Genomic DNA, 26,841 nt, shown 5'->3' on the forward strand with positions numbered 1-26,841 from the left:
AATGAGAGCAAAGACAAAGTTAATTCATGGTATTCGCATAGGAGAACCTTCAACTGGATCTGTAAATGTACCGATTTATCAAACAAGTACGTATAAACAAGAAGCAGTTGGTAAGCATCAAGGATATGAATATTCACGTACAGGCAATCCAACACGTGCAGCTTTAGAAGAGATGATTGCTGTATTAGAAAACGGTCATGCTGGATTTGCATTTGGTTCAGGAATGGCTGCTATTACAGCGACAATTATGTTGTTCTCAAAAGGAGATCATGTCATTTTAACAGATGATGTGTATGGCGGAACATACCGCGTTATTACGAAAGTCCTAAACCGCTTCGGTATTGAACATACATTTGTAGATACAACAAACTTAGAGGAAGTTGTAGAAGCGATTCGTCCAAATACGAAAGCAATTTATGTGGAAACACCAACGAACCCATTACTGAAAATTACTGATATTAAGAAAATATCCACTCTTGCGAAAGAGAATGATTTATTAACAATTATTGACAATACATTCATGACGCCATATTGGCAGTCGCCGATTTCTTTAGGAGCAGAAATTGTACTTCATAGTGCAACGAAATATTTAGGAGGTCATAGCGACGTAGTTGCAGGTTTAGTAGTTGTAAATAGCCCGCAATTAGCAGAAGACCTTCACTTTGTACAAAACTCAACAGGAGGCATTCTTGGCCCACAAGATAGCTTCTTACTACTTCGTGGTTTAAAAACATTAGGAATTCGTATGGAAGAGCATGAAACGAATTCACGCGCAATTGCTGAGTTTTTAAATAACCATCCAAAAGTAAATAAAGTATATTACCCAGGTCTTGAGTCACATCAAAACCATGAATTAGCAACGGAACAAGCAAACGGATTTGGTGCCATTATCTCATTTGATGTAGATAGTGAAGAAACGTTAAATAAAGTACTCGAGAAATTACAATACTTTACACTTGCTGAAAGTTTAGGAGCAGTAGAAAGTTTAATTTCTATCCCATCTCAAATGACGCATGCATCAATCCCAGCAGATCGCCGCAAAGAATTAGGAATTACAGATACATTAATTCGTATTTCTGTCGGTATTGAAGACGGTGAAGATTTAATTGAAGATCTAGCACAAGCGCTAGCATAAAAAAATGCACTGCTAATATAGAGCAGTGCATTTTTTTTATACTATTTTGTGAAATTTTTCACAAAATAGACATACACATATGAAATGATTTCATGTATATTGAATTCATGAAGTGTTACTCACGAACAAACTTGTGAAAAGTTTCACAAACAATGAAGTTCATGTAGGAAAGCAACTCTATTTTTTTTGCGCTAATCGGGACTGATTATGACCTATAGGGTCTTATTTAGTCCAAGATAGCAGAATAGGAGGAAATTTACATGGTAGTCAAAGAGAAAGTTGTAAATGAAATGCAGGAAGTAAAAGAGATGATTGATACGTTAGTGAATAACGGTCGGAAAGCTTTACAAGCATTAGAAAGTTTTACACAAGAGCAAATTGACAACATTGTTCATGAAATGGCACTAGCAGGTGTTGACCAACATATGCCACTAGCAAAGTTGGCTGTTGAAGAAACGGGCCGTGGTGTATATGAAGACAAATGTATTAAAAATATTTTTGCCACCGAATATATTTGGCATAGTATAAAAGAAGATAAAACAGTAGGAATTATTCACGAAGACCCTCATGAAGAAATAATAGAAATTGCGGAACCTGTCGGTGTCGTTGCAGGAGTAACACCAGTTACCAATCCAACGTCGACAACGATGTTTAAAGCGTTAATCGCGATAAAAACGAGAAATCCAATTATTTTCGCATTTCATCCCTCCGCACAAAAGTGTTCTATTGCAGCGGCAAAAACAGTATACGATGCAGCGGTGAAAGCTGGTGCACCAAAGCATTGTATTCAATGGATTGAAAGACCGTCTGTTGAAGCGACAAAACAATTAATGAACCATGAAGGTGTTGCACTTGTTTTAGCAACTGGAGGGGCTGGTATGGTGAAGTCAGCTTATTCTACCGGAAAACCAGCACTAGGCGTTGGTCCTGGGAACGTACCATGTTATATAGAGAAATCGGCACATGTAAAACGAGCTGTTAATGATTTGATTCTATCGAAGACATTTGATAACGGTATGATTTGTGCATCGGAACAAGCAATCATTATCGATAAGGAAATTTATGATGATGTTAAGAAAGAAATGATGGCAAACAATTGTTACTTTGTAACAGAAGAAGAGAGAAAAAAATTAGAAAAACTTGTTATTAATGAAAATACATGTGCAGTAAATAGTGATATTGTTGGGAAATCAGCACAGTATATTGCTGAATTAGTAGGGATTACTGTACCTGAAGATACAAAAATGCTTGTAGCTGAAATACAAGGCATTGGAGCAGCATATCCACTATCTCGTGAAAAATTGAGTCCAGTATTAGCTTGTGTAAAAGCAAATTCATTAGAAGAAGGATTTACATATTGCGAAGACATGTTGAACCTTGGTGGTCTAGGCCATTCAGCAGTCATTCATTCTACAAACAAAGAAGCGACAAAACAGTTTGGGTTACGTATGAAAGCTTGCCGTCTCATTGTAAATGCACCTTCATCACAAGGTGGAATTGGAGATATATATAATGGATTTATTCCATCCCTTACGCTTGGCTGTGGTTCCTACGGGAAAAATTCAGTTTCTAAAAACGTAACAGCAACGCATTTATTAAATATAAAAAGGTTGGCGAATAGAAAAAAGAATATGCAGTGGTTCAAATTACCACCAAAAATTTATTTTGAAAAACATGCTACAGCATATTTAGCTAATATGCCGAACATTTCCCGCGCATTTATTGTAACGGATTCAGGAATGGTTGAACACGGATATGTAGATACAGTGACGCACTATTTACGTAAACATGCAAATGATGTGAAAGTTGAAGTGTTCTTTGAGGTCGAACCAGATCCATCAGATGAAACTGTGTTTAAAGGTGCGGAAATGATGAAAAGCTTCAAACCTGATGTAATTATCGCGCTTGGTGGTGGTTCAGCAATGGATGCAGCAAAAGGCATGTGGCTATTCTATGAGCATCCGGAAACAACATTCTATGGCATTAAACAGAAGTTTTTAGATATAAGAAAACGTACATGTAAATATCCGAACTTAGGAAATAAAGCGCAATTTGTTGCCATTCCAACAACATCGGGAACAGGATCAGAAGTGACACCATTTGCGGTTATTACAGATAAGAAAAATAATATAAAATATCCACTCGCAGATTATGAATTAACACCAGATGTAGCAATTGTTGACCCGCAATTTGTAATGACAGTACCACCTCATGTAACAGCAGATACTGGGATGGACGTATTAACGCATGCAATCGAGGCGTATGTCTCTGTTTTGGCAAATGACTATACAGATGGGTTAGCATTAAAGGCAATTGATCTCGTATTTAAATATTTACCGAGAGCATATAAAGATGGAAATGATGAAGAAGCACGAGAAAAAATGCATAATGCTTCCGCAATCGCAGGGATGGCATTTGCAAATGCTTTCTTAGGTATTAATCACAGTTTAGCGCATAAAATTGGACCAGAATTCCATATTCCACATGGGCGTGCGAACGCAATTCTTATGCCTCACGTAGTCCGCTATAATGCTATAAAGCCAAGAAAGCACGCATTGTTCCCGAAATATGAGCATTTTGTAGCAGATGAACGATATGCACATATTGCGAGAATGCTTGGGCTTCCAGCAAGTTCTGCGGCAGAAGGTGTAGAATCACTCGTCCAAGCAATTATTACACTTGGAAAAAGCCTGAATATTAATATGAGCATTGCAGGGCAAGGAGTCGATCAAGAGCAATTTGAAGAGCTTGTTGGAGTATTAGCCGAAAGAGCTTTTGAGGATCAATGTACAACGGCAAATCCAAAATTACCGCTTATTTCAGAACTGAAAGGAATTTATATGGAAGCGTATAAAGGTGTGTAATAGATAAGAAAGAGTCGCAATGAAGCGACTCTTTCTCTTTTGGAAAACATCTCCCTCACTGGCTGTATTTACTTGTCTTTAAGTTTAATAGAATATGATACAGTGAAATGGAGGAGTGAGAACACAATGAAAGAATTACAAGGAAAAATAGAAGATTATACAAGGTTTGGACAAATCCTTCTCGCTGTAAGTACATTGTTAATGGTTGGTCTATTGATTCCGAATGGAGCAAAAGAAACAATACAATCTTTCGTTATGATGGGAAGCATCGTTATATTTTTAAGTTTATCAGTCTTTTTCTTTCAGCGCGTAAAAGTGATACGCAATCAGTTAGAGGAAAATGAATGTGAGTAATAGCGTTAAATGGGGCACTACGAAAAGAATGAATCTTTTCGTAGTGCTTTTTTGCTTTTTGCCAAAAATGTATGCGTTTCATATTGACAATGATAATCCCTATCAATTAAAGTAGAGTAGTAGTTAATGATTATCATTATCAATTAGAGGTGAAGAATGAAAAAATCTATTACGCTATTCACAGCGATTTTATCTATTTTTTTCTTATTAATAGGTTGCAGTGCAAAAGGAGACGAAAAAGCATCTGCAACAAAAACAGAAAAAGGAAAAGAGAAAATCGAGGTTACCGACCTGTCAGGAAGAAAGGTAACATTCGATAAAGTGCCAGAAAGTTTTGCAACATTAAGTATGGGAGACATGGATATTATTCATGCTTTAGGTGGAAAAATAGTAGGTCGTCCGGATACGAAATTAACTCTTCCAGAGGAGTTAAAGAAAGCGCAAGTAATTGGGAATGCGCATCAGCCTAATTTTGAGCAAATTGCTAGCTTAAAGCCGGATGTACTTATTGCTAATAATGGGTTCCAAAAGAATGTTCCAACGGTTGAAGGACAAGGAACGAAAGTAATAATCTCTTCTGCGAATTCTGTACAAGATATTCAAAAAAATATTGAACTATACGGAACGATAATGAAGAAAGAAGATAAGGCGAAAGTACTTAACCAAAAAATTAATGATCAAATGAAGAAATATGAGAAAAAGAACGATGTGAAAGCATTGCTAGTGTATGGTGCACCAGGTACTTATTTAGCCGCATTACCAACATCTTTATCAGGTGATATTTTAGAAAAAACAGGCGGGAAAAATATTGCAGCTGATTTTCCAGAAATGAAGGAATATCCGCAATATGCGCAGCTAAGTGTAGAACGCATTATTGAGGCGAATCCTGATGTGATTTATTTAATTACACATGGAGATCCAAATAGTGTGAAAAAAGCATTCGAAGGCGAAATGATGAAAAATGAAGCGTGGAAAAATTTAGACGCAGTAAAACAAAATCGTGTAGTGATTTTACCACCAGACTTATTTGGATCAAATCCAGGAACAAAAGTTACAGAAGCGATGGACTTTATGTATAAAAGTATACAAGATGTAAGGAAATGATAAGTATGGAGAGTAGTGAAGTAGTAAGAGAAAAAGAACATCCTTTTGCGAAAAAAAGATGGATCATGGCAGTTACTTTAGTGCTATTAACGATTCTAGGTCTTTTTTACGGTCTGTTCGCAGGAAGTTTGTCCTTTTCTTTACGAGATATTCTAGTAGGCATACAAGATGAGGGTTCGGCGGTTCATCGAATTGTATGGGACCTTCGTATACCGAGAGTGCTCGTTGGATTTATAGTAGGAACATGTTTAGCCGCATCTGGTGCATTACTGCAAGGGGTTATGAGAAACCCTCTTGCAGACCCTGGTATTATCGGAGTTTCATCTGGAGCAGGTCTTGTAGCAATTGTAATTATGATTCTATTTCCTCAGCATATGGCCTTTTTACCGCTAGGAGCATTTTTAGGAGCTTTCATCACAGCGATGGTCATTTATGCTCTATCATGGCAAAAAGGGGCACCGCCTTCAAGAATCGTCTTAGTAGGTGTGTCAATCAATGCATTAATTGGTGCAGCAACATCAGCATTAATGTTACTACATAGTGATAAAGTACAATCCGTATTACCGTGGTTAGCTGGTGGCATTGGTGGTGTAAGCTGGGTACATTTAAACATGATTATTTATTATGCAATATTCGCTATTATATTAGCCTTCTTTGGTATTAAGCATATTCGAGTATTAATGCTTGGAGATGAGATGGCGAAATTATTAGGTTATAACGTGGAAAGAAGCCGGTTTTATTTAATAGTAGTAAGTACATTATTAGCTGGAATTGCGGTTAGTGTTTCAGGCCTTATTGGATTTGTTGGTCTTGTTGTACCGCATATGCTACGTTTATTAGTCGGAAATGATTATAGATATTTGCTACCATTATCATGCCTTGGTGGCGGGATATTACTCGTTTTCGCGGATGCGATAGCTCGAAGTTGGTTCGATCCAATCGAATTGCCTGTTGGTATTTTATTATCCTTCTTAGGTGGTCCGTTCTTCTTATATTTAATTCATAGAGGAGGAAGACAAAGTGATTTCCGTTGAAAAAGTGTTTTACGCACATTCCGAAAGATTTCAAATGCAAAATATGAATGTACATATTAAAGCTGGAGAAGTCGTTAGTTTAATTGGACCGAATGGATCTGGGAAATCTACTTTGCTTCGTTTAATGGCAAGACTCCTTAAACAAAGCGAAGGAGAGATCATTTTAGATGGAAAAAATATTCATACGATGAAGAGTGCTGATGTAGCGAAGCAATTAGCAATGTTACCACAAATGCATGATCACCAATTAGATTTAACAGTGAAAGAATTAATTGAATTTGGAAGAGGTCCCCACAAATCATGGAGCGGTCGTTTAAATAAAGAAGATGAAGAAATTGTTGATTGGGCATTGTCTGTTACAAATCTTGCAGGGGATGAATATCGTCTTTTACAGTCTTTGTCAGGAGGAGAAAGACAACGGGCTTGGATTGCAATGACGCTAGCACAACGTACAAATGTCTTATTGCTAGATGAACCATCAACCTTTTTGGATATCGTTCACCAGTTAGAAGTAATGGAACTTGTAAAACGATTGAACGAAGAGTTTGGTATGACAATTATAATGGTTTTACATGACATTAACCAAGCAGCTCAATATAGCGATCGTTTACTCGTATTAAAGCGAGGGCAGATTCAGTATGATGGTGTACCAGAAGAAGTTTTATGTCATCAAATGTTTCAACACGTATTTGGCATAGAAGTTGATATTTTTCAGGGAAGCGACAAGCCATTTTTTACACCGAAACGAATTTCTAAAAAAGGAGCAGAGCGATGCGAACAGAAGAGCGTATTACCAATGAATTAGTAAGAGAATTTGTTATGGCAGCTCACGGAGATCTAGAAAAAGTACAAGAACTGTTGGATGAATCCCCAAACTTACTTCATGCCTCTTACAATTGGGATGGATCAGATTGGGAAAGTGCATTAGGGGCATCGGCACATGTAGGTCGTAAAGATATTGCTCTTTATCTACTTGAAAAGGGTGCTCGAATGGATATTTTTGCAGCAGCTATGCTTGGAGAGTTAGAAGTTGTACAAGCGATTTTAGTAGCACAACCAGAAGCATTGCATGCATCTGGCCCTCACGGCATTTCTCTCCTTCAGCATGCAAGAATGGGTGGAGAAGAATCTAAGCGTGTATATGATTACTTAGCGGCGCTTTCTCAATGAACGAAGGAAGTTCTTATGTGCGGTAAACTTTTCACTTTCATATAATTGGAAAGTTTACCGCCCGTTAGAACGGGATAAGTATCTAGTATATTTGAAAATCCTACACCCCCTCAATTGTAGTTTTCTTTATGCTAGTTATGATATGGATGCAGTAGACAATATTTGTCTACTGCTTTTTTATTTCTGTTAAGAGTGAATATTCTGTATTTTTATGCTGGTTCATTTATAATAGAGAGTAACATTTATTATACATACAAAATATGATCGTGTAATAAAGAACAAAATGGTGGGAAGGAGTTTAAAAATGTTCCATACAGATCGCTTGCAATTTCGTAAATATACAATGGATGATTTACAGTTCTATGCTTCACTATGGGGGAATGAAAAGGTAATGCGCTATATTGGAAATGGAACGTTAAAAACGTATATGCAATGTAAAAAAAGTTTGGAGGAGTGGGTGATTCCTAGTTATAAAAGTGGTCTCGGTTTATTCGTACTGATTGAAAAGGAAACAGGAATACGAATTGGTCATGCAGGGTTAGTAAAGCAGAATATAGATGGAAAAGAGGAAATTGAAATTGGGTATTGGTTACTTCCTCAGTATTGGGGAAAAGGATATGCGAAAGAAGCAGCGGCAGCATTTCGAGACTACGGTTTCCAAGCATTACGAATAAATAGATTAATTTCTCTTATTAACCCGAACCATCCCGCTTCAATATTTGTTGCTAGAAAAACAGGGCTCAGTTATGAAAAAACAACTTCATTTCATGGGATGGATGTTCTCGTCTATTCCATTAAGCGGGTTGGATGAAAAAAATATTTTTTAAAAGGTAAATTGCATCTTTTCAAGAATGGTATATAAAAATAAAGGGGGGATTACATGTACATTTATCATAATGGACTGATTATTCGTGAGGGAACGAGTGGTGTACCAGCATATGCAATTAAAGCTTTGTTTGAAGATGCTGGTTGGAGCAATCATAATATCCCTTCTTGGCAAATTGAGAAATTCACGATAGCATTTGAAAATTCAACATGGGCTTTTACAATTTGGGATGAAGAAGAGATGATTGCTATGGTTAGAGTCATTTCTGATCAAATTATGGTCGCGAATATAGTAGATTTAGTTGTGAAGTGTGAGTATAGAGGAAAAGGATTAGGTAAGAAACTTGTAGCCCTTTGCTTGCAAAAACTTCCTCACGGTGATTGGTTTGCACATACATCTGCGAACAATTTTGATTTTTATAGAAGCTGTGGTTTTGAAGTGAGAGAGTTATCAAGAAATGGAACATGTGCGTACTATGGATATCAAGTTGCAAAAACAGATCGGCATCGATAAATGAGTGGAATGTAAAGAAAAATAATAGTTAAGTAATTCTAATTTTTTTCATAATAGAAAATGAATTAAGGCTTATTTTATGATAATATGAAAGAAAATTCAGTTTATTATTAGGGGGATGAAAATGAGTATAAAAGTCGGGGATGTATTTAAATATGAAAGAAGATTTACCGAGGAAGAAGTTTTCGAATTTGCAAATATTACAGGTGATAAAGGTAGACATCATATGGAATATGATGAAAATGGGCGATTAATGGTACATGGTTTATTGACTGCTAGCATTGGGACGAAAGTAGGCGAAGAGTTACATTACATAGCAAGAGAATTAGTAAGTGAGTTTATTAGGCCAGTTTTTACAGGAGATACAATCACTTGTGAATTAACTTTAACAAATATTGAACAAATGGAAGGATATAAAAAAGTTTCAATTGAGTCAGTTTATCGAAATCAACATGAAAAGACTGTGCTAGTTGGGACAAGTTACGGAATTATAAGGGGATAAAAAGAAGCCTGTAAATCAGGCTTCTTTCTTTATTTAGTAAACACGTTTTCGATTTTCCGCATGACTAGAGATCAGTAATAATGCAGATTCTTCCCCTATATTACGGACAATATGAGGAACGCACGCATTCCAGGAGAAAGAATCACCTTCTTCTACAATTGCAATGTCTTCCCCATGTTGAACTTCTAGTTTGCCGCGTAATACAAGATGGCACTCTTCCCCTTCATGAGCATTTGGTGAGTTTTCTTTCGGAAATCCAGCAGGAATCTCTACGAGATTTAGGCGAAGGCCACCTTGCTCTGCAACATGCTCAATTCTTTGTTCGTCTTTTCCGTATACACTGTATTTACGCTCTACCTTTTTGACAACTTTCAAACGATCTTTTTGCTCTAATAATAAATAGGGAAGGGGAATGTTCAAAAAATTAGAGATCATTTCTAAAGTTGAGATAGATGGTGATGTTTTATTATTTTCAACCTGACTCATAAATCCTTTAGAAAGACCCGTTCCCTCACAAATTTGTGCGATTGTTATGCCTCTACGTTGACGAATTTCACGTATTGCAGAACCAATATTCATAAAATCAAGCTCCTTTTTGTAAACAACTATTTGTATCATAGCAAAAAAAATATATTTTTTCTCATGAAAAATGAATTGACGAATAAAAAAAATTAGTGTATGTTTTGTAATGTGAATAAAAGTTTCGTATAAGAAAACTATAAAGGAGAGAAAGAAATGAATCAACATATCGGTAATTTAATTATTCGTATCGTGTTAGGAGTAACATTCTTTATGCACGGTTTAACAAAATTCCAATCGGGAATTGACAATATTGCAGGGTGGTTTACAAGCATTGGTTTACCAGGAGGACTTGCATACGGTGTAGCAACTGTTGAATTAGTTGGAGGTCTATTGTTAATTTTAGGTTTAGGTGTAAGATATATTGGATTATTATTTGCACTTGTTATGGTTGGAGCGATTGTAAAAGTAAAATGGTCAGCTGGCTTGTTAGGAGACGGAAAAAATCCTGGATTTGAGTTAGAACTTGCATTATTAGCAATGGGTGCATACTTATTTGTTGCGAAAGCTGATGGTTTTGTAGATAATTTCTTAAAAGAGAAAATGTCAAAGAAGAACTAATTTAAATGGGGGTATAACAAGATGAGCTTTCAACTTCATCCCGAAACAACACTTGGTGTTGTTCATTTATACGTATCAAATATAAAGAAATCACTAGGCTTTTATACGGAAGTACTAAGCATGAAAGTGCTAAAAGAAGAGGAAACAGTCGTTACATTTGGAAATGAAAATGATGAACCACTCCTTATCATTGAAGAGAAGAAAGAAGCTTTTCCGAAACAAAGAGGAAGAACAGGGTTATATCATTACGCAATTTTATTACCAAGTAGACAAGACTTAGCAAACATTCTTCGCCACCTTGTAGAGATGGTATATCCACTGCACGGTGGAGCCGATCATTATTTTAGTGAAGCTCTTTATTTAGCTGATCCAGATGGAAATGGGATTGAAATTTATCATGATCGCCAAAAAGAAGTTTGGCGTGATGAGAATGGAGAGCTACCATTTGTTAGTAACCCGTTATCTGGTGAAGAATTATTACAGCAAGGAAGTGTATGGAATGGGTTCCCGGCTGGTACTGTGATGGGGCATATTCATTTACATGTGGCTGACTTAGAAGAAGCGAAACGTTTCTATGTTGATGGTCTTGGTTTTGATGTAACAATCCCAGCTCGTAATGGAGCGCTGTTCGTATCCGCAGGTGGCTATCATCATCATATCGGTTTAAATACATGGCAAGGTGAAGGGATACCAGCGCAAATGACAAATTCCGTTGGCTTGAAATATTTCACAATTGTACTAGCGGATGAAAAACAAAAAGAGCAAGTATGTGAAAGCTTAAAAAATATTGGCGAAATTGCTACGTACAAAGATGGAATATTACGGGCAAAGGATCCATTTGGACATTGTATATATTTCAAAATAAAAGGAGAAGCCTAAAAAAGGCTTCTCTTTTTTACTTTCTTATAATCGCTTTTTCGTTTTGTAAAAATAGTTCATCAAATTGCTTTGCAAGCTCAAAATCTAGTTTCGTTAAACCTTTCGCATTCCAAGATGACAAAGTAATAATAACGGCTTTATACTGGATAAGGATAAATGGGTGATGATTATGTTCTTCTGATAGTTTGGCGGCTTCAGAGACAAATTCGACTCCTTTTAAGTAGTCGGAAAACATATATTTTCGTTCAATCCATTTTTCATCTTTTACCATCCATTTATCTGCCTTCAATAATTCTTCTTGAACTTGTTCTTCAGTTAATCGTAGCATCATTTTTCACATCCTTTATTTTCAGTAATGCAAGACCATTGTTAATCAGACGTGTTACAGCTTCGTCCGTTGTGAAAGTAGACAGTTGTTGTAATAATGCTGTAGATGTTTCGTGACCTTTGTTATGTTCTAAAAGCAATTCTAAAATTTCAAGGCGAAGTAGCCATTCTTTCGGATGAAATTTATTTAATACTTCTTGAATAGCTGCTAACTGATCGATATGGGCGTCGTGTAACATACCTTCATTACGAATATCGCGAACTGTTTGATACATACGATCTAGTTCAGTTAATGTAAGAGGTGTTGGAGTTTCTTCTATTTCTTCATCCGCTGGGAAAAACGATGCTGCATCTGCTGCACCTGGGAATACGGAAGTGATTGTTGAACCAACCGCCATATCAAATGCTCCCCATGAATCGTCAAATAATAAGCGGTCTTTATAAGTAACTGTACAATCGATAAAGGAGATAAGAGCGATCTTTTTATCGCTTTTTTCGATAGCTGTTACCGTTCCTTTTACATGGATACCACTTGCAAAAGTAAATGCTGCTTTATTTCCAATTTTAATTCCTAATGATTGTAATTGTTCATCTGTACAATTTTCTAATGCAATATTTTCAGTAAGTAATCCAATTGGTGTTCCAAAGCCATCATTGTGTACAGAGGTAGAATGATCCGCTAGTTGTTTATTATGAATTGCTAATGCAGTTGGCGAATTTGTTCGCATGTAAATAAGTTCACCTGCGTCGTTTTCAATTGTCTCGTTGAATGTGCCTGTAATTTGTAATCCGCTATTTAGCTCAGCTGTTGCATGGTTTTCAGAGCGAATCGCTTTTTCTAATCCTTCTTTACCACCTGTTTTAAAGGCCATCGTTTCCGAGAACTTCTCAAGTGCTTCTGTTAATTCCTCAAATGATTCACATACAAATAGTTGTGGTTGCATTTTTGTTACGTCATAAGTTGTCCCTGTACATGCTTCTATAGAAAATGGAACTTTTTCTACAGCGTCCGTTAAGCAATGTTTGCTCTCGCCTACAGAGGAAAGGAGACCAGCACCATATATTTTTGGATTGTCTATACTTCCGATTAAGCCATATTCTACTGTCCACCAGAAAAGACGTGAAATTTGTTCCGCTTCTGACAAACCAGAAACTAAGTTTTGTTTTTCAATTACATTATTTTCAGCAGCTGCAACTTCTTCAGGTGTAGAAGTCGGGCTTTCTTTTACGATTGTTAATGTACGAACAGCTTCAAACGCCTCGTGTTCTTCTTTTGTAGAGAAAGCTTTCGCTCCAATTTGTCCAAATCGTTTCACATATTGTGCATATGTAGGATCAAGTAAAATTGGGGCATGGCCTGCAGCTTCATGAACGATATCTGGAGCAGGTGTATACTCGATATTTTCTACTTTGCGAATATCTGTTGCAATTGGTAATAATCCGTGTCCTTGAAAATCAAAGAATGCTACGCCAGGGATAAGTCCATCAATCGTTACAGCTCCCCAGCCGCTTGGTGCTAAACATTCATTCATTTCTTCAACCTTTGGAATTGCATCTATATTAATACCAGATGATTGTAGTCCATTCACATAGGCTGGATGGGCAACGTCTTTTAAGAAACTATGATTTTGTTTCATAATGTAACGCCAAACAGCATGATTTACCGGTGTGTATTGATTGTAATGTTGTGTGGATACGAATGGTTTTAAATGTGATGGAATTTCTGTTTTCTTTGTCATTTAAACATCCTCCTTTTTTTCTATAAAATTGAATATGTGATTTGTATAGTTTGTACCAACTCCTTTTAAAATTGTAAGCGCTTATAATTTTATCATAAAATTCTGAATTATTTAATATTTGTTACATGAGAAATAGAAAAATCCCCTATCGGAACATCCGATAGGGGCAGAAGAATGGGGGTACTACTTTATTTCACTTCCAAATCAACATTTAACTTAGATGTATTTCCTGCTGCATCAGTTGCTACAATATGAATTGTATTCTTTCCTTCTTGTAATTGACTACGATCGAAATAAATACCGTAATTTTTCTCCCAAGGATTTAGGAATGCACTTTCCCATACACCATTTCCGTTGATTTCATATTGCATGCTCACTGGAATACCAGGTGCTATCCAACCAGACTCTGACATCCAATCTAGTAGAATATCGTCCACTTTTCCTGTGATTACAAGGTTTTCTTGGTCAACTTCGTATGTTAACTTAGGTGCAGTTCTATCAAGAAATACAGCAGCTGTTTGTTTTGTTTCCCCACCAGAATTAGAAGCGACAGCTTCGATTTGATATAAACCATCCGCTAATGGTGATCCATCAATTTTGGTACCATTCCATTTGAAAGGCTTATAACCAGCTGTTTCGTTTTTACCTTGATAAATCATTCCTTCGTATGTCACACGGTCTTTTGTAACTAAGTTAGCATGTAACGTTACATCTTCGACTGGAGCAACTAAATAGTAATTGATGAGATTATCATCTAGTATGTTATCGCCATTTGGACTAAAAGTAGCATTAATAATTTCGAGTCCATCTATACGCTTGTAATCTTTAGGATCGATACTAAATGTAAATGGAATGCGAGTTTCTTCCTGCTTACCTTGTTCTTTTACATACACATTCCCAGTATATACACCTTGAGGCAATGAACTATCGACAGTGATAGTAAATGGTTTTTCGGTACTACTATTCGGCTGTATGCTAATCGATGAAGGTACAGAAGTTTTTACTTTTGTTTTTGTATTCGCATCTAGTAATTCTACACGAGTTGAAAAGCTTTTCTTTTTACTAGATAGATTTTGTAATGTAATATTCTGCGTCAGTTTTACCTTTCCGCTATTTGGCTTAATAAGACCGAAGCTGATATTGTTAGGTTTGACTAATACATCTGTTTGAGCTGCTTTTGGGATGTTAATTAAACCAGATCCTTGTGTCATAACAGGATATGTATTTTCATTCACATCTTTTAAAGTCTTTGCTGTATTGGCAAGTGATGCTTTTAGTTGTTCTGGCGTCCAATCAGGGTGCATTTGACGTAATAAAGCAACCGCTCCTGCTACTTGCGGAGCAGCCATACTTGTTCCGTTGTGAGATTCATAGCCACCTCTAGGTACAGTACTCGTAATTTGTACGCCCGGTGCAACGATATCAGGTTTAATAAGCCAACTACCTTGTGACGGCCCTCTAGAACTAAAGTTACCGATTAGTTCAGTTTGAGCTGGTTGTCCAATTTTTATATTTTTCGTGCGCTTTGTAATCAAGTTTTTCAACTCTTCACCATTTGCATTTGATAATTGCATAACTGGAAGAGCTAGGTTTTCACGTGTGAAGTATTCAGGCATAATATTGATTTCTTTTTCATTAGAAATTAATAGTACACCAAGTGCACCAGCTTGCTTCGCTTGTTCTGCTTTTACTAGCGTACTAGAAGTTCCTTGTAGGACAAGGGCGAATTTTCCTTTTACATCTTGTTTTGCATAATCACTTGGCGAACCATATCCAACATATACAAGAGGAGAATCATTTCCTATTGGGAAATCAGATTTTGATAATGGTAACCCTTGATATGTTTTGCTAGAACCAGCTACTTGGAATGTTGGGAACGGGATAGAAACGGTAGATGCTCCAACTGATATAACACTACTTGCATTACCAGGTGCATCAACAGACCAAGGGTGTGGTCCATCATTTCCATTTGAAACAACTGCAGTAACTCCAAGCTTTGCCGCACGCTCAAGCGTTAATGTTACAGGCTGATCAGGTGTATTTAAACTTTGCCCAAGAGATAAATTTAAAACGTCAGCACCGTCTTGAATTGCTCGTTCAATACCTTGAATAATATCGTCTGTTGTACCAGTCCCGCCATCATTCATTACACGATAGGCTAAAATGGAAGCATTTGGAGCAACGCCTTTAATTTTTCCGTTACCGGCAACAATTCCAGCTACATGAGTACCATGTACGTTACCATCCATCGGATCGTTATCTTCATCGACTGTGTCATATCCACCGATATAATTTGCTTTTAAGTCAGGATGTGTATAGTCTACGCCAGAATCGATAATCGCTACTTTCATACCTTTTCCATCAAGTGGTTTGCCAGACGGATCTTTTAAATTCCATGCTTCAGGTGCACCAATTGTCGGTCCGCCGATGTTTGGTGCTTCTTCGTTAGTAGCACTTTTTGATGTTTCATGCAATTTATATGTTAAGTTCGGATAGACTGCTTTTACTTCAGGTAAAGAAGCAAGAGTGGTAATTTGATCTCCAGGAACTGAAATAGAGAATCCAGAAAATAACGTATTATAAACTTCTTTAATTTTTGCACCAGGTGCTTTTTCTTTTATTTTCTTAGTCGTATCTTCTTGTGCTTTTTTAAGTTGTGCATGATAAGACTGCGCATTATTATTTTGTAAATCGGGTGCATGCTGAATATTACTTTGCGCAGCAAGAGGAGCATGTTGCAATTCTACAATGACTGAAATTTCTTTTGCTGTTTTTGTTTCAACATTTTGAGCAATTTTATTTTCGCCCCACTGCTCAATTGTGGTTTTAAGTTGTGGACTAAATTGCTTCTCTTTTTGCAGTGATTCAGCATGGGCGCTTAAAGCTCCAAAACTTGAAAAGACGAGCGCCATACTTAATAGTGTAGATGTCGTTTTTTTCATTGAAACTCCCCCTAATAAAAAGTGCTAATATTCCGAAAAATAATCTTACATTTTTATTCAGAATTATAAAATCGGATGTTAGCTAAACTATATTTTCGACATAATTCATACCAATCCTCTTTGGATTGAAAATTTCTTGGGAAATTTTTTCTGATTATGTCGAATGGGGATTTTTCACATATTGTAGGTGGGAAGTGAGGAATGCTATGTGGGAAATGGAGGAGTGTTATGAAAAGGCTCATAGTAAGTGGCAGCGCAGTGTTACTCATGTTTTTATGTTCCATCACTATTACTAGCGCAGAAAATAATGAAGCGAAAATTGCTTTTATTCGTCATCATGACCTTTGGATTAAAGTTGATGGGAAAGAAAAACAACTTACAAAAGGAGAGTACATAACAGGGCCAAAGTGGTCTTATGATGGAGAGTGGCTTGCATATGCGAAAGGCGAGAAACAAAATCAATTGGAATTGTATCGATTGAAAAATGGAAAGAAAGTTACACCGTTTCACTCAGAAACATCGAATTATCAATGGTCACCAAAAGAGAATATAATTGCATTTATATTTACAGGTACATTAAGTACATATGATGTAGAAAAAAAGAATGCTACTTTTGAAAATGTATCCAATGGTGTAGGGGATTATGCTTGGTATCCAGACGGACAGAGGTTTTTTGTTTCCTCTGAAGCGTACTTGCTTCCAACAGGATGGACAGGAGCCCAGCTATATGAAGTGCAAAAGGATGCAAACATGAATCCGCATAAAATGAAACATATATATGCATTACCAAATGAACATGATGATTTTTTAGCGTTAGTTGCAAGTGGATTCAAGTGGTCACCAGATCAAAAATGGATTTCGTTTTTAGCGGTGCCAACAGCTTCTTGGTCAGCTGATAGTAATACACTTTGTTTAATTCGAGCAGATGGCAGTCGGTTTGAAAAAGTAGATCAAATGTTATTAAATGCACAATGGTTCCAATGGGCACCATCAAAAAATATATTAGCCTATATTGAAGGAAGCGGGAGAGTTGCATTAGAAAATAAACATTTAAAAGTAAAAGAACTGCCAGCACTCCAGCAGAATACATTTACACCGAAAGGATATGTCGATTGGGATTTTACATGGAAGAACGATAACGTAATTATCGTTTCACGAGCAAAAGAGGCAGGGATAGAAACCCCGCCAGAAAAAAGGCCACTACCATCTTTATATGAGGTCAATCGTACAAGCGATAAACAGCATCAAGTCACAAAGCCATTTAATAAGCAAGGTGATTACCACCCCATCTTCTTGAAGAAAAACAATCAATTAATATGGATACGTTCAGACCGTAAGAAAGCAGATGTATGGCTTGCTCATAACGATGGAAAACATGAAAAGAAATGGATTGAAAATATAGATGTACCAGAGTGGTATTATGAAAGCTGGAATTGGGAAAATGTCATCTCGGTGAAATAACAATAAAAAGCCTGCCTAAAAGACAATTTTAGGCAGGTTTTTTATTGTTATTTATGTGTTTTATTTGGCTTTTTCTTCGCCGGGTTTCCGTTCCCTTGACGTTTTCTATTTTGTTCATCTTTTGCTTGTCTTTCATGTAGTGTATCTAAAAAGTCATTTGAGTTACTCATTTGTATATCTCTCCTTTCATTTCGTCATAGTTACTATAACCATTTAGGAGGATAATCATGAGTTAGAAGTTAGGCGCTTAATTTTCTCCGATAGTATAAGTAAAATAGTCCATACATAATAAGTAGCATGAGTAAAACTTGTAACTCTACATTGTCTTTTAAATAGTTGCGACAGGATCAGGTAAGAAAGGTGATTTTTCACTTCCCCCTAAATTTAACTATTTGTTTAAGAGGTTAATGATACAAAACATGAAAATGCCAGACCAACTCGCGATAATTGCTTGATGTTTAATTTTTGTTTCACGTTCATCATCTGTAATCCAAGGATTAGCAGTTTTATCGCTATTAAAAAGCTATTTATGTATCCCCATATGATCATTCCGATAAAGGTGATAATCCATTTCATATTTGTGATCCCCCTCTTATTGTAAAAAGTATTTGACACATATAGGTTGTTCGTGTAGCAGGAATAAAGAATGAAATAGGGAAGAAATACGTGAGCTTATTTTAAAGTGAGAGGGGAAGAGGTATGAAGTTCGTTTTTGTTCGGCATGGTGAAGGAGAGCATACAAAGAGTTTACCTTCAAGTTTACAATTGTTGAATCCCCCGTTGACGGAGGAAGGGAGAAATCAGGCTAAATTACTTCAACGAGATGTTTCGTTACAAGAAACGGATATATTAATTGTTAGCCCTACACTTCGAACCTTGCAAACTGCGACAATATGGAGTGCAGAAGTTGATTGTCAAAAAATCGTCCATCCATATGTATCTCCACGTATTTTTCCTTATCGAGAAGGAGCGAAAACATTACCATGTGATCGCATAGTAGATCAGGAAATGGTAACAAAGTTATTTCCACATTTTTCTTTAGAGAAAAGTGCAAATAAGCAGTTATGGATGGAAGGTATAAATATTATTTCAGAGAATAGTCTTCAGCAAATAGTAGATGAATTTGTTAGCTGGTGTTTTGAGGTAAGGGCTGAAAGAATTTGCATCGTCTCTCACGATGGAACAATTACAGCATATAGGCAATACTTGCAGAAAGTCGTTTTAACGAGATCAGATTTTTTGAAAGAAACGGGTATATATGAAATGAATTTATCCAGTAAAAGTCTAATTAATGAGGGAGTATTAAACATGAAAAAACGTTAGAAGAAGCTTTTCAAGAAGCGAGATTAATTGATAAAAAGACACATACATTTCGACTATATAAGTAGTGTGAAACGTGTTTATTCAAATATAGAATAAACACGTTTCACATTTAGCACACAGTTTTTTTACAATTTCTTCAATGAAAATGATTATCACTTATGGTATGATATGTTCAAGTTTTTACAGGTAATGAAAGCTACTATATAAACGTTAGTTTTCAATGATTAATGAGCATGTCACGAATTATTCATCATTAACATTTGAAAAATAAGTAACTAATGTTATTGTATCACTTGTAACTGACTTAATTACAACTTTAGGAGGAAGATATGGTTATTCAATTTTTAAGAGAAAACAAAGCAGTTTCTTTTGTGTTGGCAGTAATTCGAGTGTATCTTGGTTATACATGGTTAATGGCTGGAATCGGTAAACTACAAGGAAAAGGATTCGATGCAACTGGTTATTTACAAGGCGCAATTGAAAAATCTAAAGGAGCGCAACCGGCGGTTCAATCTTGGTGGGCATCATTTTTACAAGATTTCGCAATTCCAAATGTTGATCTATTTAATACACTTGTAACATGGGGAGAGATTTTAGTCGGAATTGGTTTAATTGTAGGTTGTTTAACAAAAACAGCGGTCTTTTTCGGTCTTTTAATGAACTTTTCCTATATGTTTAGTGGGTCAATTGGTGTGAACCCTGAAATGGTTATCTTATCTTTGTTTGTTCTCGTTTCTGGTATGAATGCTGGGAAATTTGGAATTGATGGCTTCATTATTCCGAAAGTATTAGGATCAAAAACGCCAAAACGTCAAAAGCAAGCTGCTTAATATATGAAAACGGGTATCTCAAAATGAGATACCCGTTTATGTTATTTTTCAGATGGAATTGGATTGTTTTTAAAGAAATCTTTTACATACCCTACAAACTCTTGTGGCTCTTGACGGAATGGTGCATGATAACCTTTTTCGATAATATGAAAAGTACTATTTTTTAAGAATTGATGATACGTTTCTCCTTCTTTCCAAGAAACGCTACTATCATTTCTTCCCCATATAATTAATGTTGGTTGTTTGATTTCATTTGCATTGATTTGAAGACGTCTAGGCCATAATTTCATGTTATTATAATGCTCTTCATCATTCCGTTTGAATTTCACTTTGCTTTCATCATAATCTGTAATAGAAGAAACGGTGTTTAAATCAGTCGATAATTGTGGTTTAGGAGAACCTTTTTTATTAACGAGTGTATGAGGGCCGCCTGTAGCATCAGTTAAGATAAGGTGGGTGACTGCTTCAGGGTATAAATATGTTAAATTAAGAGAAATTTCTCCGCCCATTGAATGCCCCAGTATTGCGAACGAATCATAACCTAGTTTTTTCATTAATTTATAATACAAATTTGCATGAGTTGGAAAAGAATAATAAAAATCCATCGGCTTTGATGAGCGTCCGAATCCTAAAGCATCTACAGAAATAATTGTATGATCTTTAGCTAAATCTGAGTAAATTTTTTGAAACCCATCTGAAGATCCTCCAAATCCATGGATCATAAGTAGAGGTGGTTTTTCATTACCAATCTTTTTAAAGTAAATGGTTTGCCCATCTATTTCTACCATTTTTTCCTCGGTAGTTAGTTTCGCTGTAATTGTATTTTTGACTTGTTTTACTTGTTCTACTGGCTTTTCTGCTGCACTACATCCTACTAATAGTGTAAGAGTAAGACAACCTACCATAAAATACCTAAATCGCTTCAACTAGGTGTCCCCTTTCTAACATAACGCTGTATCTATCATAGCAAATAGCATATTACGATTTCCAGGAAGTTGGCTACCATTTTTTATCATAAGGGGGGAAAGGAGCGTTTCTTGGAACTCTTCTGTTTGAAGAAATTTACGAAATGTATATTGTGAATGTGGGACATCAATTCGTACTGTGCCATTCCAACATTTACATATGTTTTGTAGTAATTGAACGGCATCTTCTTCTCGTTTGGCGATAAGTGGATTGATACATAATATATTACCTTTTTGTATGCATAAGGAAAAAGCTTCTATACAGTTATGTCTCTCAATTTTAAAAGAGTGGCTGGTTCTTGGTAATAGTAATGAATAAAGTAAAGAACGATTGGTACCAGTTGTAATTTGATCGAGAGAAATAAGTGATATAAGGTCTTTTTCTTTTACTTGTTGTGTATGAGTGATATGTGTCCTAGTAGTTTTTTTTTCAAAACGATGAATCGTCGTTACTGTTTGAAATCCGCATGATGTATAAAGAGGCTCGCCAGCTTTTGTTGCAATAAGTGCAATTGGTTGTTTTAGGTGAGTGTGTTCTAAGCAGTGATTAAGCAAAATACGCCCGATGCCTCGACCTTGAAAATTAGGATGGACGATTAACATACCAATAGTAGAAAAACTATTTTTAAAAGGAAATACTCCTCCAGCTGCAATCAGTTTATTTTCATACATATAACCGATAAATGTGCCGAGAGAAAGATACATTTTGAATTGTTTTCTCATAAATGCTTTATCTTGTAACCATCCAATTGCTTTGCAAAGGTCGAGTAAATCAAAAATAAAAGTTTCATCTAGCTTTATTATTTTCATAAATTTTCACCACATTTCTATTAATCTTCATAAAAGTAGATTGAAAATGTTAAATAAGAGATTTACGTTAAATGAAATCCAACTTGTTTATATTTCGATTGTAAAGGGTATGACGGTTGATACGGAAAGACAAAGTTATACAAATTATAACTGATATTTACATAACTTAACAAAAAATTTACATATAACTAATTTTCTCTTAATAGTCTTCCATTAAATTTGATAGTGGGAAATGAATAACCTAATTAGGGGGACAAGACAGTGAAAAAGTTTGTAAAAAAAGCATGGCCATTTGCAGTTGTTGCATCATTAGCAGTTACTTCGGTAGCAACATGGAATTTTACTCGTTCTAGTGAGGTTAATGCAGATGAGAACGGCAACAATGCAAAGATTAAAAATGTTATCGTATTAATTGGGGACGGTATGGGGCCTTCATATATGACGGCTCATCGTTATATGAAAGATAATCCAAAAACATTCGAGATGGAATCTACAGAATTTGATAAGCATCTTGTAGGAACACAAAAAACATATCCAGAAGATGAACATGAAAATATTACGGACTCTGCATCAGCAGCAACAGCTATGTCTGCAGGGATTAAAACATATAACGCGGCAATTGCGGTTGATAACGATAAAGCGGAAGTGAAAACTGTTCTTGAGCAAGCGAAAGAAAAAGGAAAATCAACAGGATTAGTTGCAACTTCTGAAATTACACATGCAACACCAGCCGCTTTCGGGGCGCATGATATTAGCCGTAAAAATATGGACGCAATTGCAAATGATTATTTTGATGAGAAAATTAAAGGGAAGCATAAAGTAGATGTTATGCTTGGCGGCGGCGTAAATAACTTTGTTAGAAAAGATCGTAATCTTACAGAAGAATTTAAGAAATCTGGTTATAGCTATGTAACAGATCGAAATCAATTGTTAAATGATAAAAATGATCAAATTCTTGGCTTATTTGCACCAGGCGGATTAGATAAAATGATTGACCGTAATGAAAAAACACCTTCATTAGAAGAAATGACAAATGCAGCAATTGAGCGTTTGAACAAAAATAAAAATGGTTTCTTCTTAATGGTTGAAGGAAGTCAAATTGACTGGGCGGGACATGATAATGATATCGTTGGTGCAATGAGTGAAATGGAAGACTTCGAAAAAGCTTTCAAAGCAGCAATTGAGTTTGCAAAAAAAGATAAAAATACATTAGTTGTTGCAACTGCAGACCACGCTACAGGTGGGTTATCTCTAGGTGCAAATGGCGAGTATAACTTTAAAGTAGATCCAATTAAAGCTGCAAAACGCACACCAGACTTTATGGCAAATGAGATTGCAAAAGGTGCAAATGTAGAAGAAACATTGAAAAAATATATTGATTTACAATTAACACCAGAAGAAATTAAACCGGTAAATGATATAGCTCCATCAAAAGATGTAACAAAGATTGATAATGCGATTGAAGATATTTTCAATAAGCGCTCGGTTACAGGCTGGACAACTGGTGGACATACAGGTGAAGATGTAAACGTGTATGCATTTGGACCAGGTAAATACTTATTCTCTGGTGTTCAAGAGAATACAAATATAGCGAAACGTGTATTCGATATTGTTGGCGGTGGCGATCCGAATAAAGGAAGACGCTAATTATAAATGAAAGTGAGGCGAAATGCCTCACTTTTCTTTTTAGGAGCTGGGAAGATGAAGATTTTCTTAGGGAAATTCAAATTGTTATTAGTAGTATTATTGTTAGTTGGATGTCAATCTCAAGAGGAAAATATAGAACAAAAAACGACGACTAAGAAAACTGAAGAAACGGTACAAGTAACAAAAGAAGAAGAGAAGTCTATTCAAGGTGTTATTGAGACGTTTGTACGAACAACGAATGAAAAAAATCTTGCTGAACATATGGAGTTATTTTCAAAGAAGATGCCTAGTGCCGAAGACTTAAAAACGCAAAAAGAAGCTGCTTTTCAAAAGGGGAATAAGAAAATTGAATTGGAACATATAGATATGAAAGCTAGTAAAGCAGGATATGTGATTGTTGAAACGAAGGAAAAGGAGATAGATGGGGAAGTCACTCTTCAGAAGAAAGTACAATATGCGCTTGGAAAAGAAGAGGATAAATGGAAAATCGAAGAGGTTCGCACGATTGAAAAGAAATAAAAAGGTTCTCATAGGAGAGAACCTTTTTATAGTGGTAACATAATTTGATTTGAGCATGCTTCAATGTCATCAATATCTTGGCGAATTGTTGCCATTTTATTGTCAAGATCTTCAGCTTTCATTGCTGCATCATGGAGCTCTTCTTTTAAATACTCAGGTATATTGCCTTCATATTTATAATAAAGTTTATGTTCTAAACTTGCCCAAAAGTCCATCGCAAGTGTACGTAACTGAATTTCTGCAAATACATCTTTTGTACCAGAATTTAGTGATAAAGGATATTTAATAATCATGTGCAAGCTTTTATATCCGTTTCCTTTTGGATTAGCAATATAATCTTTTACGTCTACGACTTCCATATCCTCACGATTTTCAATTACTTCTTTTAAATGATAGATATCTTCTACGAAACAACATGTAATACGAATACCAATAATATCTTGTAACTGTGTTTGAGCATTTTCAACTGTTGGTGATAAGTTTTTACGCTCTAGTTTTTTAATAATACTTGCAGGTTGTTTTAGTCTAGTTTTTATATGTTCAAACGGGTTGTAATCCTCTAGAAATTGAGCTTCCCGGTTCATAATTTCAAATTTAGTTTTTAACTCTTCTAAAGCAAATGTATACGGTAATACAAAAGCTTTCCAGTAGTTAACTGTTGATTGATTATATTCCATTTATATACACACCTTTTCCTATTTACAAGTGAGGTTGTTATTATACTAAACACCAGATCATATAAGCACAAGCAGCAAATGATGAGATCATAAAACGATATTTAGTTTTCATAATTTCAACTCCTTTCGAATGAGATTCTATATGAATAAACGTGATTGTTAATAAGTTCACTATGTACAAGTTCTATAGTAATAGATTCGTGTGAATTTCGTATGAACTAATTGTTTCAGCTTTTTGTCTTTTGTTTGCAATTGACAAATAGAATGAAGTTATATATTATGTAAAACGTAATCATTACGTTTTAGTTGCGATCTTTGAACGAAAGGAGAATTACATATGCGTGTAAATATTACATTAGCTTGTACGGAGTGTGGTGATCGTAATTATATTTCTAAAAAAAATAAACGAAACAATCCAGAGCGTATCGAACTAAAAAAATATTGTCCACGATTAAAGCGAGTAACGTTACATCGTGAGACGAAGTAGAAGACTAGAGATATCTCTAGTCTTTTTTTATGAGTCTTGATTTCATTTGTTATAATTACCTTAAATTGTAATAAAGGAGAGGTATGATGAATCAAAAAAATAAAGAAAGAAAAGAGCAAGTGGCTCATATTATTGAAATTCCAGATGAATATAGGCTTGTTGTAGATGATCAAGAAGGTGTGGATGACCCGTATCATCTATTATGGTGGGAGCATAAAGAGGCTGAGGAGAAAACGGTACAGATTACGCTGAATAGACATACCGGTAATTTAATTGAATTTAGGATAGGTGATGAAAATTATTTTTCAAGTGGTAAGGCAGCGATAGAGGAGAATAAGGCAAGAGAAATTGCAAATGTATTTATAAAGAAATATGTGCAAGAAGGATTAGAATTTTATACATATGTGAAGGTTAAGGGCGACAGGCGTGGCTGGAAAGAAGTAAATTATATGCAAGAAGTGAATGGCTATCCATTGCCGAATACGGGATGTGTTGTACGAGTCCATCCTTCAGGGAATGTTGTGAATTTCCATTATAATGGACAAAAAGCGATAGAGAAAAAACCGTTATGGCCAAGTGAAATTGTTGAGGAGAACATCGTTTTAGAAAGTTTGAAAACTAGACAAGATATGAGACTTGTATTTGTAGATTTAACATACTCTTCATGTAAATATGAAAATGGTGAGGAAATAAAAGGGCATCATCTTGTATATGAACCAGCACCTAGTCATGCGTTTATTAATGCAAGTACAGGTAAAGATTTATATGGGCCAGAACATTATAAATTACCTTCTGCAGTACTTGTCGATAAACCGTTAAAGAGTAGTCCTAAAAAAGATGTGCTTGATTTATTTGATTGGGACAAGGAGAAATTTGTAAAATTAGATGAAAAAGTAGATGAGGATGAAGTCCGGATAAAATTTGTATTAAAAGAAGAATTACAAAAAGAAATAGAAGAGAAGGATTCATATTCAATGGATGAGTTCTATAAAAAACATTTTCCAATGCTGAAGCATGATGAATTTGTTGTAATTACTCTAGATAAAGAAACAAATCAATTGCTTTCTTTTTTTATGTGGAAGGATGAGAAAAAAAGAAGAACAATCTTATCAAGAGAGCAATGTTTAAGCAAAGCACTTCAATTTTTAGAGCATACTCTCCCAGATGCGACAAAGTATATTCAGCTTTGGGATGATTATGAAGAGGAAGAGGGGATAGAGAGGTTTTCCTTTTCAATGTATGTAAATGACATTCATGTAGAGAGGAAATATATTATGATCAACATCAATGCAGAAAATGGTGCAGTGATGCACTACTCTGGAGAGTCTAGCAAATTTATAAAAGAATTACTTACATATGAAACAACACCAAAAGTAACAAAAGAAGAAGCGTTAGAAATATATATAGAGGCCATGCGAGTTAATTTAGAATGGTTTTTAGAAAATGAGGTAGGGGAAACGAACTACGAACTACTGTATAAACAAACAACGGATGAAAATTATAAAGACCCCTTCGACTGTAGTCGAGAAATTCGTTATATTGATGCGCATACTGGGGAGAAAATTTGGAGTGAATATTAGTAAAAGCCAATCG

27 protein-coding genes and 2 pseudogenes are annotated in these 26,841 nt (G+C 35.6%); 20 read left to right on the forward strand and 9 right to left on the reverse strand.

Going from position 1 to position 26,841, the window contains the following annotated elements; translation table 11 throughout:
* Position 1: 1 nt before the first annotated feature.
* From COE49_RS11225 to COE49_RS11275, 10 genes are all read left to right on the forward strand, one after another.
* The gene (locus tag COE49_RS11225) at positions 2–1,135 is read left to right on the forward strand and encodes a bifunctional cystathionine gamma-lyase/homocysteine desulfhydrase (RefSeq protein WP_098945907.1); all 1,134 of its coding nucleotides are present in this window, start codon (positions 2–4) and stop codon (positions 1,133–1,135) included.
* A gap of 260 nt (positions 1,136–1,395) precedes the next feature.
* Positions 1,396–3,999, forward strand: a complete 2,604-nt coding sequence (gene adhE / locus COE49_RS11230) for a bifunctional acetaldehyde-CoA/alcohol dehydrogenase (protein ID WP_088230643.1) — start codon at positions 1,396–1,398, stop codon at positions 3,997–3,999.
* Between the two features lie 126 nt (positions 4,000–4,125).
* On the forward strand, positions 4,126–4,353 hold the full coding sequence (locus tag COE49_RS11235) for a YrhC family protein (protein ID WP_141552080.1): 228 nt from the start codon (positions 4,126–4,128) through the stop codon (positions 4,351–4,353).
* 156 nt (positions 4,354–4,509) lie between these two features.
* Positions 4,510–5,457: an ABC transporter substrate-binding protein gene (locus COE49_RS11245; protein WP_088230640.1), complete on the forward strand. Its 948-nt coding sequence runs from the start codon at positions 4,510–4,512 to the stop codon at positions 5,455–5,457.
* 5 nt (positions 5,458–5,462) lie between these two features.
* A complete protein-coding gene (locus COE49_RS11250) occupies positions 5,463–6,491 on the forward strand; it encodes a FecCD family ABC transporter permease (protein ID WP_141552079.1) in 1,029 nt (342 codons plus the stop codon).
* Positions 6,478–7,296 (forward strand): ABC transporter ATP-binding protein, encoded by an 819-nt coding sequence (locus tag COE49_RS11255; RefSeq protein WP_098882471.1) that lies wholly within the window; start codon positions 6,478–6,480, stop codon positions 7,294–7,296. Before COE49_RS11250 ends, COE49_RS11255 begins: the two co-directional genes overlap by 14 nt.
* Entirely contained in the window at positions 7,263–7,661 is a 399-nt protein-coding gene (locus tag COE49_RS11260) for an ankyrin repeat domain-containing protein (RefSeq protein ID WP_098253002.1), read from the forward strand. The genes COE49_RS11255 and COE49_RS11260 overlap by 34 nt, the downstream gene beginning before the upstream one ends.
* Positions 7,662–7,944: 283 nt before the next feature.
* Entirely contained in the window at positions 7,945–8,472 is a 528-nt protein-coding gene (locus tag COE49_RS11265) for a GNAT family N-acetyltransferase (protein WP_098252966.1), read from the forward strand.
* Between the two features lie 69 nt (positions 8,473–8,541).
* On the forward strand, positions 8,542–9,000 hold the full coding sequence (locus COE49_RS11270; protein ID WP_088230636.1) for a GNAT family N-acetyltransferase: 459 nt from the start codon (positions 8,542–8,544) through the stop codon (positions 8,998–9,000).
* A gap of 124 nt (positions 9,001–9,124) precedes the next feature.
* A complete protein-coding gene (locus COE49_RS11275) occupies positions 9,125–9,502 on the forward strand; it encodes a hotdog family protein (protein WP_000025008.1) in 378 nt (125 codons plus the stop codon).
* 33 nt (positions 9,503–9,535) lie between these two features.
* Here the strand turns inward: COE49_RS11275 and COE49_RS11280 are convergent, their stop codons facing one another.
* A complete protein-coding gene (locus COE49_RS11280; protein WP_088230635.1) occupies positions 9,536–10,081 on the reverse strand; it encodes a helix-turn-helix domain-containing protein in 546 nt (181 codons plus the stop codon).
* Between the two features lie 156 nt (positions 10,082–10,237).
* Here COE49_RS11280 and COE49_RS11285 point away from each other — a divergent pair, with 156 nt between their 5' ends.
* Both COE49_RS11285 and COE49_RS11290 read left to right on the forward strand, forming a co-directional pair.
* Positions 10,238–10,642, forward strand: a complete 405-nt coding sequence (locus COE49_RS11285; protein WP_001071557.1) for a DoxX family protein — start codon at positions 10,238–10,240, stop codon at positions 10,640–10,642.
* A 21-nt stretch (positions 10,643–10,663) separates the two neighbouring features.
* Entirely contained in the window at positions 10,664–11,521 is an 858-nt protein-coding gene (locus COE49_RS11290; protein ID WP_088230634.1) for a VOC family protein, read from the forward strand.
* Between the two features lie 16 nt (positions 11,522–11,537).
* Here COE49_RS11290 and COE49_RS11295 read toward each other — a convergent pair whose 3' ends face one another.
* The 3 genes from COE49_RS11295 to COE49_RS11305 all read right to left on the reverse strand — a co-directional run bounded on the left by COE49_RS11295 (position 11,538) and on the right by COE49_RS11305 (position 16,529).
* Complete coding sequence (locus COE49_RS11295) at positions 11,538–11,852, reverse strand: 4a-hydroxytetrahydrobiopterin dehydratase (RefSeq protein ID WP_088230849.1); 315 nt, start codon at positions 11,850–11,852, stop codon at positions 11,538–11,540.
* A complete protein-coding gene (locus tag COE49_RS11300; RefSeq protein ID WP_088230850.1) occupies positions 11,833–13,587 on the reverse strand; it encodes an aromatic amino acid hydroxylase in 1,755 nt (584 codons plus the stop codon). Before COE49_RS11300 ends, COE49_RS11295 begins: the two co-directional genes overlap by 20 nt.
* Positions 13,588–13,775: 188 nt before the next feature.
* Positions 13,776–16,529, reverse strand: coding sequence for a S8 family peptidase (locus COE49_RS11305; protein WP_098252967.1), 2,754 nt, complete (start codon positions 16,527–16,529; stop codon positions 13,776–13,778).
* Between the two features lie 228 nt (positions 16,530–16,757).
* Between COE49_RS11305 and COE49_RS11310 the strand changes: the two genes are divergently transcribed.
* A complete protein-coding gene (locus COE49_RS11310) occupies positions 16,758–17,990 on the forward strand; it encodes a TolB family protein (RefSeq protein ID WP_098252968.1) in 1,233 nt (410 codons plus the stop codon).
* Positions 17,991–18,037: 47 nt separating this feature from the next.
* On the opposite strand, the gene COE49_RS11315 is transcribed toward COE49_RS11310, so the two are convergent.
* Together COE49_RS11315 and COE49_RS28020 are read right to left on the reverse strand one after the other, a co-directional pair.
* Positions 18,038–18,160, reverse strand: coding sequence for a DUF4023 domain-containing protein (locus COE49_RS11315; protein WP_088230853.1), 123 nt, complete (start codon positions 18,158–18,160; stop codon positions 18,038–18,040).
* 69 nt (positions 18,161–18,229) lie between these two features.
* Positions 18,230–18,566: pseudogene (locus tag COE49_RS28020) on the reverse strand (phosphoglycerate mutase).
* Between the two features lie 123 nt (positions 18,567–18,689).
* Here COE49_RS28020 and COE49_RS11325 point away from each other — a divergent pair.
* The 3 genes and pseudogenes from COE49_RS11325 (at position 18,690) to COE49_RS11335 (ending at position 20,143) form a co-directional block, all read left to right on the forward strand.
* Entirely contained in the window at positions 18,690–19,313 is a 624-nt protein-coding gene (locus COE49_RS11325) for a histidine phosphatase family protein (protein WP_088230854.1), read from the forward strand.
* Positions 19,286–19,378, forward strand: a pseudogene (locus COE49_RS11330) (delta-aminolevulinic acid dehydratase); the annotation flags it as partial. The gene COE49_RS11325 and the pseudogene COE49_RS11330, both read left to right, overlap by 28 nt.
* 264 nt (positions 19,379–19,642) lie before the next feature.
* Positions 19,643–20,143 (forward strand): DoxX family protein, encoded by a 501-nt coding sequence (locus COE49_RS11335; protein ID WP_088230855.1) that lies wholly within the window; start codon positions 19,643–19,645, stop codon positions 20,141–20,143.
* 41 nt (positions 20,144–20,184) lie between these two features.
* On the opposite strand, the gene COE49_RS11340 is transcribed toward COE49_RS11335, so the two are convergent.
* Together COE49_RS11340 and COE49_RS11345 are read right to left on the reverse strand one after the other, a co-directional pair.
* A complete protein-coding gene (locus COE49_RS11340) occupies positions 20,185–21,069 on the reverse strand; it encodes an alpha/beta fold hydrolase (RefSeq protein ID WP_088230856.1) in 885 nt (294 codons plus the stop codon).
* A gap of 15 nt (positions 21,070–21,084) precedes the next feature.
* A complete protein-coding gene (locus COE49_RS11345; protein WP_098252970.1) occupies positions 21,085–21,918 on the reverse strand; it encodes a GNAT family N-acetyltransferase in 834 nt (277 codons plus the stop codon).
* Between the two features lie 261 nt (positions 21,919–22,179).
* On the opposite strand from COE49_RS11345, the gene COE49_RS11350 reads away from it, so the two are divergent.
* Positions 22,180–23,565 carry an alkaline phosphatase gene (locus COE49_RS11350; RefSeq protein ID WP_088230858.1) on the forward strand — a complete coding sequence of 462 codons (1,386 nt, stop codon included), beginning with the start codon at positions 22,180–22,182 and terminating at the stop codon, positions 23,563–23,565.
* A 6-nt stretch (positions 23,566–23,571) separates the two neighbouring features.
* Positions 23,572–24,084 carry a hypothetical protein gene (locus tag COE49_RS11355; RefSeq protein ID WP_098252971.1) on the forward strand — a complete coding sequence of 171 codons (513 nt, stop codon included), beginning with the start codon at positions 23,572–23,574 and terminating at the stop codon, positions 24,082–24,084.
* Between the two features lie 26 nt (positions 24,085–24,110).
* On the opposite strand, the gene COE49_RS11360 is transcribed toward COE49_RS11355, so the two are convergent.
* Complete coding sequence (locus tag COE49_RS11360; protein WP_088230860.1) at positions 24,111–24,761, reverse strand: GTP pyrophosphokinase; 651 nt, start codon at positions 24,759–24,761, stop codon at positions 24,111–24,113.
* 337 nt (positions 24,762–25,098) lie between these two features.
* On the opposite strand from COE49_RS11360, the gene rpmG reads away from it, so the two are divergent.
* Positions 25,099–25,248 (forward strand): 50S ribosomal protein L33, encoded by a 150-nt coding sequence (gene rpmG, locus COE49_RS11365; protein WP_001265617.1) that lies wholly within the window; start codon positions 25,099–25,101, stop codon positions 25,246–25,248.
* Positions 25,249–25,331: 83 nt separating this feature from the next.
* A complete protein-coding gene (locus tag COE49_RS11370) occupies positions 25,332–26,828 on the forward strand; it encodes a YcdB/YcdC domain-containing protein (protein WP_088230861.1) in 1,497 nt (498 codons plus the stop codon).
* Positions 26,829–26,841 lie beyond the last annotated feature (13 nt).

Source organism: Bacillus sp. AFS029637 (assembly GCF_002584985.1).
In the GTDB taxonomy this organism is placed as follows: domain Bacteria; phylum Bacillota; class Bacilli; order Bacillales; family Bacillaceae_G; genus Bacillus_A.

What these genes read in the sequence shown, in the direction of transcription:
- COE49_RS11275 (WP_000025008.1), top strand. Translation starts at nt 9,125, where the DNA reads ATGAGTATAAAAGTCGGGGATGTATTTAAATATGAAAGAAGATTTACC.
- COE49_RS11370 (WP_088230861.1), top strand. Translation starts at nt 25,332, where the DNA reads ATGATGAATCAAAAAAATAAAGAAAGAAAAGAGCAAGTGGCTCATATT.
- COE49_RS11345 (WP_098252970.1), bottom strand. Translation starts at nt 21,918, where the DNA reads ATGAAAATAATAAAGCTAGATGAAACTTTTATTTTTGATTTACTCGAC.
- COE49_RS11285 (WP_001071557.1), top strand. Translation starts at nt 10,238, where the DNA reads ATGAATCAACATATCGGTAATTTAATTATTCGTATCGTGTTAGGAGTA.
- COE49_RS11280 (WP_088230635.1), bottom strand. Translation starts at nt 10,081, where the DNA reads ATGAATATTGGTTCTGCAATACGTGAAATTCGTCAACGTAGAGGCATA.
- rpmG (WP_001265617.1), top strand. Translation starts at nt 25,099, where the DNA reads ATGCGTGTAAATATTACATTAGCTTGTACGGAGTGTGGTGATCGTAAT.
- COE49_RS11235 (WP_141552080.1), top strand. Translation starts at nt 4,126, where the DNA reads ATGAAAGAATTACAAGGAAAAATAGAAGATTATACAAGGTTTGGACAA.
- COE49_RS11355 (WP_098252971.1), top strand. Translation starts at nt 23,572, where the DNA reads ATGAAAGTGAGGCGAAATGCCTCACTTTTCTTTTTAGGAGCTGGGAAG.
- COE49_RS11270 (WP_088230636.1), top strand. Translation starts at nt 8,542, where the DNA reads ATGTACATTTATCATAATGGACTGATTATTCGTGAGGGAACGAGTGGT.
- COE49_RS11300 (WP_088230850.1), bottom strand. Translation starts at nt 13,587, where the DNA reads ATGACAAAGAAAACAGAAATTCCATCACATTTAAAACCATTCGTATCC.
- COE49_RS11305 (WP_098252967.1), bottom strand. Translation starts at nt 16,529, where the DNA reads ATGAAAAAAACGACATCTACACTATTAAGTATGGCGCTCGTCTTTTCA.
- COE49_RS11260 (WP_098253002.1), top strand. Translation starts at nt 7,263, where the DNA reads ATGCGAACAGAAGAGCGTATTACCAATGAATTAGTAAGAGAATTTGTT.
- COE49_RS11335 (WP_088230855.1), top strand. Translation starts at nt 19,643, where the DNA reads ATGGTTATTCAATTTTTAAGAGAAAACAAAGCAGTTTCTTTTGTGTTG.
- COE49_RS11225 (WP_098945907.1), top strand. Translation starts at nt 2, where the DNA reads ATGAGAGCAAAGACAAAGTTAATTCATGGTATTCGCATAGGAGAACCT.
- COE49_RS11315 (WP_088230853.1), bottom strand. Translation starts at nt 18,160, where the DNA reads ATGAGTAACTCAAATGACTTTTTAGATACACTACATGAAAGACAAGCA.
- COE49_RS11250 (WP_141552079.1), top strand. Translation starts at nt 5,463, where the DNA reads ATGGAGAGTAGTGAAGTAGTAAGAGAAAAAGAACATCCTTTTGCGAAA.
- COE49_RS11295 (WP_088230849.1), bottom strand. Translation starts at nt 11,852, where the DNA reads ATGATGCTACGATTAACTGAAGAACAAGTTCAAGAAGAATTATTGAAG.
- COE49_RS11290 (WP_088230634.1), top strand. Translation starts at nt 10,664, where the DNA reads ATGAGCTTTCAACTTCATCCCGAAACAACACTTGGTGTTGTTCATTTA.
- COE49_RS11310 (WP_098252968.1), top strand. Translation starts at nt 16,758, where the DNA reads ATGAAAAGGCTCATAGTAAGTGGCAGCGCAGTGTTACTCATGTTTTTA.
- COE49_RS11325 (WP_088230854.1), top strand. Translation starts at nt 18,690, where the DNA reads ATGAAGTTCGTTTTTGTTCGGCATGGTGAAGGAGAGCATACAAAGAGT.
- COE49_RS11265 (WP_098252966.1), top strand. Translation starts at nt 7,945, where the DNA reads ATGGTGGGAAGGAGTTTAAAAATGTTCCATACAGATCGCTTGCAATTT.
- COE49_RS11360 (WP_088230860.1), bottom strand. Translation starts at nt 24,761, where the DNA reads ATGGAATATAATCAATCAACAGTTAACTACTGGAAAGCTTTTGTATTA.
- adhE (WP_088230643.1), top strand. Translation starts at nt 1,396, where the DNA reads ATGGTAGTCAAAGAGAAAGTTGTAAATGAAATGCAGGAAGTAAAAGAG.
- COE49_RS11245 (WP_088230640.1), top strand. Translation starts at nt 4,510, where the DNA reads ATGAAAAAATCTATTACGCTATTCACAGCGATTTTATCTATTTTTTTC.